The 11,384-nt window shown below is 71.0% G+C and carries 10 protein-coding genes; 2 read left to right on the forward strand and 8 right to left on the reverse strand.

Annotated elements, in window-relative coordinates:
• Nucleotides 1-248: 248 nt before the first annotated feature.
• The 8 genes from HBB12_RS12950 to HBB12_RS12985 form a co-directional block, all read right to left on the reverse strand.
• Nucleotides 249-1,811 (reverse strand): cytochrome c, encoded by a 1,563-nt coding sequence (locus HBB12_RS12950; protein WP_236989714.1) that lies wholly within the window; start codon nt 1,809-1,811, stop codon nt 249-251.
• Between the two features lie 20 nt (nt 1,812-1,831).
• A complete protein-coding gene (locus HBB12_RS12955) occupies nt 1,832-2,101 on the reverse strand; it encodes a hypothetical protein (RefSeq protein WP_236989715.1) in 270 nt (89 codons plus the stop codon).
• Between the two features lie 247 nt (nt 2,102-2,348).
• The gene (locus HBB12_RS12960; protein WP_236989716.1) at nt 2,349-2,837 is read right to left on the reverse strand and encodes a TspO/MBR family protein; all 489 of its coding nucleotides are present in this window, start codon (nt 2,835-2,837) and stop codon (nt 2,349-2,351) included.
• Nucleotides 2,834-4,012 (reverse strand): geranylgeranyl diphosphate reductase, encoded by a 1,179-nt coding sequence (locus HBB12_RS12965; RefSeq protein WP_236989717.1) that lies wholly within the window; start codon nt 4,010-4,012, stop codon nt 2,834-2,836. Before HBB12_RS12965 ends, HBB12_RS12960 begins: the two co-directional genes overlap by 4 nt.
• Nucleotides 4,013-4,370: 358 nt before the next feature.
• Entirely contained in the window at nt 4,371-5,705 is a 1,335-nt protein-coding gene (locus HBB12_RS12970; protein ID WP_236989718.1) for a BCD family MFS transporter, read from the reverse strand.
• Nucleotides 5,702-6,616 carry a chlorophyll synthase ChlG gene (gene chlG, locus HBB12_RS12975; RefSeq protein WP_236989719.1) on the reverse strand — a complete coding sequence of 305 codons (915 nt, stop codon included), beginning with the start codon at nt 6,614-6,616 and terminating at the stop codon, nt 5,702-5,704. The genes HBB12_RS12970 and chlG overlap by 4 nt, the downstream gene beginning before the upstream one ends.
• Nucleotides 6,617-6,958: 342 nt before the next feature.
• Nucleotides 6,959-8,371 carry a transcriptional regulator PpsR gene (ppsR, locus tag HBB12_RS12980; protein WP_236989720.1) on the reverse strand — a complete coding sequence of 471 codons (1,413 nt, stop codon included), beginning with the start codon at nt 8,369-8,371 and terminating at the stop codon, nt 6,959-6,961.
• Between the two features lie 80 nt (nt 8,372-8,451).
• A complete protein-coding gene (locus HBB12_RS12985) occupies nt 8,452-9,177 on the reverse strand; it encodes a cobalamin B12-binding domain-containing protein (RefSeq protein ID WP_236989721.1) in 726 nt (241 codons plus the stop codon).
• Nucleotides 9,178-9,618: 441 nt separating this feature from the next.
• Between HBB12_RS12985 and bchF the strand changes: the two genes are divergently transcribed.
• Nucleotides 9,619-10,110, forward strand: a complete 492-nt coding sequence (gene bchF / locus HBB12_RS12990) for a 2-vinyl bacteriochlorophyllide hydratase (RefSeq protein WP_236989722.1) — start codon at nt 9,619-9,621, stop codon at nt 10,108-10,110.
• Nucleotides 10,107-11,381 carry a ferredoxin:protochlorophyllide reductase (ATP-dependent) subunit N gene (locus HBB12_RS12995; protein WP_236989723.1) on the forward strand — a complete coding sequence of 425 codons (1,275 nt, stop codon included), beginning with the start codon at nt 10,107-10,109 and terminating at the stop codon, nt 11,379-11,381. Before bchF ends, HBB12_RS12995 begins: the two co-directional genes overlap by 4 nt.
• The last annotated feature ends 3 nt before the right edge of the window (nt 11,382-11,384 follow it).

Raw genomic sequence — 11,384 nt, forward strand, 5'->3', positions numbered from 1 at the left:
TCGAGAACGGAACCAGAGGTCGTTTTCAACGACCGTCGGTATGAGATATGTACCGCAGTGAACTCTTTCGTCCCACGCGCGACCTCATCCTGAGGTGCGACCAAAGGGAGCCTCGAAGGAGGGCTCCAGAAATCACTGAGCTTCCTGGAGCCCTCCTTCGAGGTCGGTCGATCGAAGATCGACCAACACCTCAGGATGAGATTGCGGGTGGGATTGCGTATCTGGACCGATCGACCGGAGTCTCCGATCTACTTCTCCGCCCGGTTCGGTGTCTTCAACTGCCCGTAGACCACGCCCGCGAAGGCGCCCAGCGTCGTCGGCCAGTCGAGCCCGGTGGCGTTGCGGTCGGCCACCTGGCAATAGGTGGCGGTCAGCCCGTTGACGAGATCGGCCGTGCTCATCTGCGGGGCGGCCTGGCGAACGGCCGGCAGCAGGGTGGCGATCCGGGGCAGCATCTGCTCGGCCTTCACGTCCTTGAGCTGGCCCGCCGCATCCGCGGTCTTCAGCGCCTCGGCCAGGGTCGGGTTCGAGACGGTCTCGCAGGGGGCGTTGCCGGCGAGCATCGTCTTGGTGTCGGCGCGCAACGTCGCCACCTGGCCGGGCTCGGCGGTCGGAGGGGCCTGGTTGCCGAAGGTCTGGCGGACGTAGTTCGTGACGTTGGCGATCTCCGCATCGGTCATCCCGACGCCCACCGCCGGCATTGCCGCGTATTCGCCCTTGGCGTCGAGGCCGCCGAGGATCACCCGGATCATCGTCTCGGGCCCCTTGGCCAGCACGGCGCCGTTGCCGGCCAGCGCCGGAATCGCCCCCGGCATGCCCTGGCCGTCCGGCCGGTGGCAGGCGACGCAGCGGTTGAGGTAGGTGTCGGCGCCCGGGGCCGCGGAGGCCTGCTTGAAGTCGGACTTCACGTCGGGCGTGTAGGTGGGCTTCGGCGCCAGCGTCTTGAGATAGGCGGCGATGGCGCGCACGTCGCCGTCGCTCATCTTGCTCAGGCTCTCCTCGATCACCTGCCGCATCGGCCCGGCGACCACGCCGGCGCGGCCCGGCGCGGCGCCGGTCTTGAGGTAGGTGAAGAGCTGGTCCTGGCTCCAGAGCCCTAAGCCCTCCTTGTCGTCGCCCGACAGGTTCGGGGCGTACCAGCCGTCGATCGTGCCGCCCTCGAGGTAGCCGCTCCATTGCGAGGCGCCGACGAGCTTGCTGCCGTTGTGGCAGGCGCCGCAATGGCCCGGTCCCTCGACCAGGTAGGCGCCGCGATTGACCTCGTCGCTCGCCTTCGGGTCGGGCTTGAAGCGCCCCTCGGTGAAGAAGGCCAGGCGCCAGGCGAGGAGCCCGTCGCGGATGCTGAACGGGAAGGCGATGTCGGCGGGTTTGCGCGGGGCGTGCACCGGCTCGAGGGAGAACAGGTAGGCCTTGATCGCCGCCACGTCCTCGTCGGTGATGCGGGTGTACCAGGGGAAGGGGAAGGCGGGGTAAAGGTAGCTGCCGTTCTTGGTGATGCCCTGGTGCATGGCGCGCTTGAAGTCGTCGTCGCTCCAGCTGCCGATGCCGGTTTCCTTGTCGGGGGTGATGTTCGGCGTCGCGAGCTTGCCGATGCCGCCCGGGAAGGTGATGTAGAGCCCGCCCGCATAGGGCTTGCCGCCCGGCGCGGTGTGGCAGGCGACGCAATCGCCGGCTGTCGCGAGGTAGCGGCCCTTCTCGACGAGGTCGGAGGAGGCTGCTTGCGCTTGCGCTGCGCTCGCCCCGAGGGCGAGCGCGCTGGCGCCGAGAACCAAGGTCGAAAGCGTGCGGCGGGTGACGGACGGGCGTCGCATAAGAGGCTTCCTCCGGAGGGTTATGGGGCGGCGGAGCGCAGCCGCAGCCAGAGATCGGCGACATGGGCCGCGCCCGCCCCGGCGAGGGACGCGGCGAGCCAGTATCCGGGCGCCCCGGCGAGCACGGCGCGCAGGGCCAGCATCAGGCAGGCGCCCGAGGCGAGGTTGATGAGAAGCGCTCCCCGCCCGGGCCCGCCCCGGCGGCGCCACAGGACGAGCAAGAGAGCCTCTGCCGCGACGATCAGCAGCGCGGCATCGACGATGTGGCTGCCGGCGAGGAGGTCAAGCACGCATCAATCCTCCTGACTGCCTCCGGGAGGTACAGTCGATCGGGGGAATCACCTTGGGAAACGTCGCGGTCGAAGACTTCAAATCTGGGACATAGGGCGGGGTTCGCCGAAATCGCCCCGCGGTTCACGATGTCGCATCCGCGTCGAACCGGTCTCGGGCAATCCGATTTTTCGCGATGCGAGAACTCGGTGCGATGACTGGCGCGGACGGACCTTCACCCGTGCGGCCGATGCTTTGCCGGATCGTTCAGAACGGCCCGTTGAGCCGCACGATCGACCAGTTGAGCGTCGCGGCGGTGCCGACCCAGACCAGATACGGCGCCAGAAGCAAGGCCCCGAGGCCGGAATGCCGCCCGACCACCACGATCAGCAACGCCACCGAGAGCCAGAGCGCCGCCACCTCGATCAGCGCCCAGTCCGGTCGCTGCAGGCGGAAGAACACGCCGCTCCAGGCGATGTTGAGGATCCCGTTCACCGCGAAGGCGGCAAGGAGCCAGGTCCGCTCGGGCCCCTCCGGCGCCGCGTTCCAGGCCAGCACGCCGGCAATGGCGGTCAGCGTGAAGATCGTGGTCCAGACCGGGCCGAACGCCCAGTCGGGCGGCTTCCAGGACGGGACCTGCAGGCTCCGGTACCAGGGCCCGAGCGTGGTCAGCCACGCGCCCGCTCCCGCCACCACGATGGCCGAGACGGCCGCCACCAGGATCGGGCCCCAGCGTCCCCCGAGCGCGTCGATCACGGCGAGACCCAGCGGAAGAGGTGGGCGAGATCCTTGAAGAAGATCCGTGCGTGCGCCGCGGGTTTGGCCCGCACCAGTTCCTTGTTCATGTAGGCGTCCCAGGTGAGCGACTGCACGTCGGGGTCGCGGCAGATGCTGACGAAGCGCTCGCGCAGTGAATCGTTGCGGTACCAGACGCCCTGCATCAGCCGCAGGATCCAGAACACCCGTCCATGCGCCTTGAGGAAGCGGCGGCGCGCCGCGCCCAAGGCGCGGGGGTTGCCGGTCGCCAGGAAGTCGTGGGCCGCCTCGGCCGCGAGCCGCCCGCCGAACATGGCGTAGTAGATGCCCTCGCCCGAGGCCGGGGCGACGAGGCCGGCGGCGTCGCCGGTGAGCAGCACGTCGCGGCCGTTGTCGAAGCGCGAGAGGGGTTTCAGCGGCAGCGGCGCGCCCTCGCGCCGGATCGTCTCGCCGCGGTCGAGCCCGGTCGCGGCGCGAAGCCGCCCCACCGCGCCGCGCAGCGAGAACCCTTTTCGGGCGCTGCCGGTGCCGATGCTCAGCGTGTCGCCGTGCGGGAAGATCCAGGCGTAGAAGTCCGGCGAGAGCACGCCCTGGTAATAGACGTCGCAGCGCGTCGCCTCGACTGCATCGGAGGGCGGCGTGCGCACGATCTCGTGGTAGGCGAAGACCTGCCGCATCCGGGCATGCGCCGGGATCTCCTGGCGCCCGACCGCCGAATTGGCGCCGTCGGCCCCGATGACGAGGCGGGTGCGGATCGTCGCCTCGTCGCCTTTCGCATCCCGGTAATGCAGCGTCACCGGGCCGTCCCCGGCGCGGCTGAGGCGCAGGTACGTGCCTGTCATCCGCTCGGCACCGGCGAGCGCGGCGCGCACGCGCAGCCACTCGTCGAAGGGCCCGCGATCGACCATGCCGACGAAGCCCTCGCCGACCGGCATGTCCACCGCCCGGTCCCGCGGCGAGACCATCCGGGCGGAACGGATCTTGGCCACTAGCAGCTCGTCGGGGATGGCGAAGTCGCGGATCAGGCGGGGCGGGATCGCGCCGCCGCAGGGCTTGATGCGCCCGGCCCGGTCGAGCAGCACGACCCGGCGCCCGAGTCGCGCCAGATCGGTCGCCGCCGTCGCCCCGGCCGGTCCCCCTCCCACCACCACCGCGTCGACGATTGGCTCGTCCATGGCCGTGCCTCCGGGTCGTCCGGGCCGGGTTCGGCGACCGGATTCCTCTAAGCAGACTTCGCCGAAGCGGTGACCGGTTCGGCGCGAAAAATCTGCGACGAAACAAGAACCTGAGCGGGCGAAGCGTTGGTCGGCCAACGCAAGTCTGCTTAGGATGCGTTCGCGTCCGTCGTGAGTTCATCCCACCCACGACCTCATCCTGAGGTGTGAGCGAAGCGAGCCTCGAAGGAGGGCTCCAGAAGTCTCCGAGCCAACTGGAGCCCTCCTTCGAAGCTCCTTTCAGTCGCACCTCAGGATGAGGTCGTGGGTGGGAGATTCGAGCCCATCATGACATCGTGCTTCCAAGTCATGCCGACCCTCACATCGCGTGCCGCACCGACAGGCTCTCGATCGCCCGCCGGCTGACGCTCGGCCGCCCGATCCGCACGGCCAGCCCGGCCGCGACGAGAAACAGCGCGGCTTCCGTGACGAACACCGCCGCATAGGCCGGCACCACGGTGCCGAAGGCGAGCCGGGCGAGATCGACCCCCGCCGCGCCGAGGAATCCCCCGAGCCCGAAGGCGATCCCTTGCGCCGCCCCCCACACACCCATCCGGGTACCGTGCCGGCTCTCGCCGTCGGGGGCGTTGCCGGTGCCGGCGAGCGCCATCATCTGGCCGATCGCCGCGACGGCGAAGATGCCGTTGAACAGGCCGAGCCCGACGACGCACGCCCGCAACGGCGCTCCGGGCCCGGCGAACCCGCAGGCCGCGATCGCCGCGAGCGCGGCGGCCGAGCCGAGGCAGCCGGTGACGGTCCAGAGGCGTAAGGAGGCGAAGGCCCCGCGCCCGTTGGCGGTGATGAGGGCAACGAATACCATGCCGGCGAGCACCCCGCCGTTCTGGAGGCCGGAGAGCTTGGTGGTGGCGCCCGGCGACAGGGCGAAGACGAGGCCGGCGAAGGGCTCGAGGATCAGTTCCTGCGCGCTGTAGGCCAGCATCGCCAGGAACACGAAGACCGTGAAGCGCCGCGCCTCCGGCTCGGCCCAGACCTCGACGAGAACCTTCGCGAAGGGCCGCGCCTGCCGGGCCTGAACGGGCGCGGGGGCCCGCGCCGGCTCGACGCCCCAGAGCGCGAGCACCGCGACCAGGAAGGCGATCACCGACACCCCGCTCGACACCGCGACGAGGCGGGAAGGCGAGAACGGATCGATAAGGTGCCCGGCGGTCGGCGCGGTGACGACGAAGCCGGCGATCATCATGATCCAGACGATCGTCGCGGCCGCGCCCCGGCGGTGGGGTGCCACGCCGGTCGAGAGCAGCACGAGGAGCGAGGTGCCGGCCGCCCCGACCCCGATGCCGACTCCGAGGAAGGACAGGACGAGGAGCCCGTACCCCGCCGCCGGATGGTTCGCGACGATCGCCGTGCCAAGCGCGGCGCCGGCCCCGCCGAGCGCCAGCAGCGCCATGCCGCCGACGATCCAGGGCGTGCGGCGTTTGCCCACGTCGGAGCCGTAGCCCCAGCGCGGCCGCAGCACCTGCACGGCGTAGTGCAGTCCCACCAGCGCGCCGGGGAGTGCGGCCGGCAGCGCCAGTTCCACCACCATCACGCGGTTGAGCGTCGAGGTGATCAGCACCACGATGGCGCCGAGCGCGGTCTGAACGAGGCCGAGGCGCAGGATCGTGCCCCAGCCGAAGGAGGCCGGCCCGGTCATGCGAGGCCCCCGTGCAGGGCGAGCGCCGCGGTCAGCATGCCGAGCACGTAGAGAAGCGTGCCGGTGCCGTTGTACCAGGCCGCTCGACCGTGCGGATCGGCGAGGAAGCGGCGCATCAGCACGCCCTGGCCGGCGAGAAGCGCGGCGACGAGGGCGGCGTGCCAGGGCGTATTCCAGGCGATGAGCAGGGCAACCACCACCGCTTGCGGCACCGCCATGACCCAGCAGGCGAGACGGGCGGCGGGGGCTGCGCCGAGCCGGACCGGCAGCGAGCGGATGCCGGTGCGCCGGTCGCCCTCCATCGACTTGAAGTCGTTGAGGGTCATGATGCCGTGGGCGCCCAGGCTGTAGAGGGCGGCGACCAGGAGGATCCGCCCGTCCGGCAGGGCGCTTCCCATCACGGCGGCGCCCGTGAACCAGGGCAGGCCCTCGTAAGCGAGGCCGCAGGCAGCGTTGCCCCACCAGCCGTCGCGCTTCAGCCGGACCGGCGGCGCGCTGTAGAGCCAGGCCAGCGCCAGCCCGAAGAAGGCCGCTCCCAGAACCCACGGCCCGAGCAGGGAGGCGACCGCGAGCGACAGGAGCGTCCAGGCGATCGCCACGTAGAGGCCCCAGCGGCCCGGGATGCGGCCGGACGGGATCGGCCGCCGCGGCTCGTTGATGGCGTCGACGTGCCGGTCGAACCAGTCGTTCGCCGCCTGGCTCGTGGCACAGACGAGGGGCCCGGCGAGCAGGATGCCGGCGATCGCCACGGGCCAGCGCCCTTGGAGCGCGACGCCGGAGGAGATCACCCCGCAGGCGAAGGCCCACATCGGCGCGAACCACGTGATCGGCTTCAGCAGTTCCAGGAGCGCCCGGGGCGCCGGAACCGCAGGCGGCGTGATCAGGGGCTTGATCAGAGGCTCGGTCGTCATGCCGCGAGGGTGGGACGGCCCCCGAGAAGTGTCAAGTAAACTTTACATTCGGGCGGCGGCATCGTGAGCGCAGGGGGAGTGTGCGTCGCCACGCGCGCGGGAGCGGGTGGATCGATGTCGTATAGTCTATCTCACCAACGGCCTCGCGCCGAGGTGCCGCGTCATCGAAGATCGCGCAGTCTCGCAGGAGAGTTCCGGCTGAATCGGAGATCTCCGGAGTTCTCTGCCGGGCGAGCAGGGGCCGTGTCTGGGGACAGGGTCGCGAGCGGAAGGGGTCGACTTTAGAGAATTGATTCCTCAAGTCGGAGTGGATCCGGAGAGCGGGATCGAAGACTTGCGCCTTCAGTCCGTGCTCTCGTCCGCCTCCTCGGCCCCGTCGAGGTCGCCGAGGCCGTAGCGGCGCATCTTGGCGTAGAAGCCCTGCCGGCTGAGGCCCAGCATCTCGGCTGCCGAGGCGCGGTTGTCGTTCGTGATGCGCAGGGCCGCCTCGATGCACAGGCGCTCGATCAGGTCGGTGGTCTCGCGCACCAGCGCCTTCATCGAGACGCGGCCGACGAGCTCGGTCATGTGCTCGACCGAGCGCGGCAGCTCGCGCCCGCCCGGCGCCACCGCGGCGACGCGGCGGGGCAGGGTGCGCAGGGTGAAGCCGAAGCAGGGCCGGTCGCCCCCCGGCACCGAGACCGCCGCGACCTCGACCTCGTCGACCGCCCCGAACTCGCCCCGCACCACGGTGGCGAAGTGGCGCACCGAGCCGTGATCGGACAGCGTGGTGAACAGGGCCGCGACCTCGGTCCCCTCGCGGCCGAGCCAGCGCTCGAGCGATTCGCCCTTGGCCTGGTGCTCGGTGGCGAGCTGCGCGAGGTCGAGGAAGGCGGCATTGGCGCCGATGATGCGCCGGTCGCGGTCGGTGACGACGAAGCCCTCGGGCATCGCCTCGATCACCTCGATCGCGCCCGAGCGCGACGCCGTCGGGGTGGGAGCGGGGTTGAGGGCGGAGAGGCGCACCAGGATGTTCATCCCGGCCTCCTCGCGAAACAGGGTGGCGGAGACCCGCGCCTCGCCGCGCCGTTGCGCGAGGCGGGCGGTGAGGTCCTCCGCCTGGCCGGTGAGGCGCAGGCCCACGAGGAGCGCCTGGACGGCGCGGGCGCCCTCGGGCTCGAACAGGTCGACGAGGTCGCGCCCGACGATGCGCTTGACCGCCCGGCCGAGCAGCCTCGCGGCGGCCGGGTTGATCTCGGTGACGCGGCGCGTGGCGGCGTCGACGATCAGGATCGGCTCGCCGGCGAGCTGGAACAGCACCCGGTAGCGCGTCTCGGCGCTGCGCAGGCGGGCGTAATCACGCTCCAGCGCCTGCTGCGACTCGGCCAGGCGCTGCTGCAGGGCCGAGAGCGCCCGGAGGTCCCGGCCAATCACGATGATGCGGTCGTCGTCGGGGACGCGAAGCGCCGCGTAGCGGATCGGCACGTCGACGCCGCCTTGCGCGGAGGGGTGGTTGACCTGGCGCCAGCGGGTGACGGTGCCGGGCGCCGCATCCTCGATCAGGCTCAGGATCTTCGGCCGGCTCTCGACCGTGACGGTGTCGACCCAGCGCCGCCCCAGCCACCGGTCGCCGGCCTCCTCCGACAGCCCGTCGGCCGCGAAGGCGGCGTCGCGGATGATCCCCTCACCGTCGACGACGAGCGACACGTCGCTGGCGGCAGCAACGAGGCTGCCCGTCATCCGGGGATCGAGGCGGGAGACGGCGTCTCGCAGCACCGCGAACGATTCCTTCGCAGCAGGGCTCACGGGTCTGTTCAAGGGCCACCAACACACGCCGACCGCATCGAACAGGTCTTTCAGCAGGCTCTAATCCGCAGATCAAGCAAGCTTTGCACGATTTCCGGCGCATCGCGCGCATCGTCGACAGCCGCATCGGCGCCGACGAGCCGGATCCGGTCGGGCCGGCCCTGGAAAGCGGGACCGCCGACCATCACCCGCAAGTCGCGGTTGCGCGAGGCGCGTCGCAGCACCGGGACCACCGCGACCAGCCGGTCGACGCAGACGTCGCAGGAGAGCGACAGGCCGACCACGTCGAACCACTCGGCCCGCAGGCGCTCCAGCGCCTCGGCGGGGTGGGGGTCGAAGCTCGTCGTCACCTCCCAGCCGGCCTGGGCGAGGAAATGCGCCGTCAGCGTCAGCCCGAAGGTGTGGGTCTCGGCCGGAGCGGGCATCAGCAGGACGCGCCGGCTCGCCGGATCGACCGGCTGCGGGTCGAGGCAGAGGGTTTCGAGGTCGTGGACGAGGCGGCGCAGCCGCGCCATCGCGGTCGTCACCTGGACGAAGTCGCAGACGTCCTCCTCCCACAGCCGGCCGATATGCCGGGCCGTGGGCGCCAGCAGGCCGGTCAGCACCTCCTCGAGGCTCATGCCGTCGCCGATCAGGCCGCGGATCTCGGCGAGCACGTCGCGGTCCTCGGGCAGCAGCAGCAGGGCGCCGAGGCGCTCGATATCGCCGGTCCCGCTCGTGCGGGTGGCGCGAGGGGGAAGAGCGCGCGGCTGCCGGTCGCTGCGATGGGCGAGCATCAGCCGCGGGATGATCTCGGATTCGACGACCTGTGCGAGGTCGTCCCGCCAGCGCAGGCGCCTTTGTACTCCCCCTGAGTTTGTATCGAGGGAAGACCGGTCGTGAAAAGCCCGGTCACGGGCGCTTGATCTGTCGCCGGGCAAGGTACCGGCCTGTGCTTGATCTCCCACCGGCACCTCCCCGATGCTCCGGAAAATCGAGTTGTCTCGACCTTGTTTCGGGTTTTCTACCTTGGGAGCGCCGTTGTGGAGCGGCGTCATCCGGATTCATTCCAGGATACAGCCTCGGCGTTTCCCCGCAAGGCGCTTTCGCGAGAGCCTCGCCGGAAAGTCATCACGATCGAGTGTCAACTTAGGTTGACACTTCGCCGCCGCCGGCCCTAGGCTTCGTCCATCGGCATCCGCGGCCAACGCGGGTCGGATCAGGTGAGGGCAGGCGCGATGGCGACGTCCATGGACCGGCCGTTTCTCTACAGCGAGGCCGAGCGTCGCCGCCGCGATGCGTCGCCCTGGACCCTGGTCCAGGGGGTGCTGGCCCCGCTCCAGTTCGCGGTCTTCCTGGTGAGCCTCGCCCTGGTCTCGCGCACCCTGGCGACCGGGGAGGGCGCGGCCCTCGCCAACGCCTCGGTGGTCGCCAAGACCCTGGCCCTCTACGCGATCATGGTCACCGGCTCCCTGTGGGAGAAGGCGGTGTTCGGGCGCTACCTGTTCGCCCCGGCCTTCTTCTGGGAGGACGCGGTCAGCATGCTGGTGCTGGCGCTCCACACCGCCTACCTGGTGGCGCTCGCCACCGGCGCGCTCGGCACCGCCGGGCTGATGTGGCTCGCGCTTGGCGCTTACGCCACCTACCTCGTCAATGCCGGCCAGTTCCTGCTCAAGCTGCGCGCCGCCCGGATGCAGGCGCCCACTTACGCGATGGGGGCGGCGCGATGACGGCTTTGGCCTCGCCCCTCCCGTCGGCGGTTCCTTGCGGCCCCGAGATCCGCCACGAGCGCGGCCAGCGGGCGGTGTTCTGCGGGCTCACCGGCATCGTCTGGCTGCACCGCAAGATCCAGGACGCGTTCTTCCTGGTGGTCGGCTCGCGCACCTGCGCCCACCTGATCCAGTCGGCCGCCGGCGTGATGATCTTCGCCGAGCCGCGTTTTGCCACCGCGATCATCGAGGAGCGCGACCTCGCCGGCCTCGCCGACGCGCACGAGGAACTCGACCGGGTGGTGCGCCGCCTGCTGGAGCGCCGGCCCGACATCAAGCTCCTGTTCCTCGTCGGCTCCTGCCCGTCGGAGGTGATCAAGCTCGATCTCGGCCGCGCCGCGTCGCGCCTCTCAGGCACCTTCGCGCCCGATGTGCGGGTCTTGAGCTATTCCGGCAGCGGCATCGAGACGACGTTCACGCAGGGCGAGGATGCCTGCCTTGCCGCCCTGGTGCCTGACCTGCCCCGGAGCAACGAGGAATCCCTCGTCGTCGTCGGCGCGCTCGCCGACGTGGTCGAGGACCAGTTCGCGCGGCTGTTTGCCGATCTCGGCATCGGCAACGTCCGCTTCCTGCCCGGGCGCCGGGCGGCGGACCGGGCGCCCATCGGGTCGAACACCCGCTACCTCCTCGCGCAACCCTTTCTCACCGACACCGCCCGGGCGCTGGAGGATCGCGGCGCGACCCGCATCCCGGCCCCGTTCCCGCTCGGCGCCGAGGGCACGACCCTGTGGCTGGCCGCCGCCGCCCGCGCCTTCGGGATCTCGCCCGCCCGTGTCGTCGCGGTGACGGAGGCCGGAAGAGCCCGGGCCGCGCGGGCGCTCCAGGCCCATCGCGCCGCCTTGTCCGGCCGGCGGGTGTTCTTCTTTCCCGATTCGCAGCTCGAAGTGCCGCTCGCCCGCTTCCTGTCGCGGGAGATGGGCGCCGCGCTGATCGAGGTCGGCACGCCCTACCTGCACCGCGGCCACCTCGCCGAGGACCTGGCGCTGCTCCCCGACGGGACGGCGGTGACGGAAGGGCAGAGCCTGGACGACCAGCTCGACCGCTGCCGGGCGGCCCGGCCCGACCTGACGGTCTGCGGCCTTGGCCTCGCCAATCCGCTGGAGGCCGAGGATCTCGCCACCAAGTGGTCGATCGAGCTGCTGTTCACCCCGATCCAGGGTTACGAGCAGGCCGGCGACCTCGCCGGGCTGTTCACCCGACCGCTCGCGCGCCGCGCGCGGCTGGAGGGCTAGCGC

It is taken from the genome of Methylobacterium sp. SyP6R (assembly GCF_019216885.1).
Classification (GTDB): Bacteria; Pseudomonadota; Alphaproteobacteria; order Rhizobiales; family Beijerinckiaceae; genus Methylobacterium.

What these genes read in the sequence shown, in the direction of transcription:
- HBB12_RS12985 (WP_236989721.1), bottom strand. Translation starts at nt 9,177, where the DNA reads ATGCTCGCCCATCGCAGCGACCGGCAGCCGCGCGCTCTTCCCCCTCGC.
- HBB12_RS12970 (WP_236989718.1), bottom strand. Translation starts at nt 5,705, where the DNA reads ATGACCGGGCCGGCCTCCTTCGGCTGGGGCACGATCCTGCGCCTCGGC.
- bchF (WP_236989722.1), top strand. Translation starts at nt 9,619, where the DNA reads ATGGCGACGTCCATGGACCGGCCGTTTCTCTACAGCGAGGCCGAGCGT.
- chlG (WP_236989719.1), bottom strand. Translation starts at nt 6,616, where the DNA reads ATGACGACCGAGCCTCTGATCAAGCCCCTGATCACGCCGCCTGCGGTT.
- HBB12_RS12965 (WP_236989717.1), bottom strand. Translation starts at nt 4,012, where the DNA reads ATGGACGAGCCAATCGTCGACGCGGTGGTGGTGGGAGGGGGACCGGCC.
- HBB12_RS12995 (WP_236989723.1), top strand. Translation starts at nt 10,107, where the DNA reads ATGACGGCTTTGGCCTCGCCCCTCCCGTCGGCGGTTCCTTGCGGCCCC.
- HBB12_RS12950 (WP_236989714.1), bottom strand. Translation starts at nt 1,811, where the DNA reads ATGCGACGCCCGTCCGTCACCCGCCGCACGCTTTCGACCTTGGTTCTC.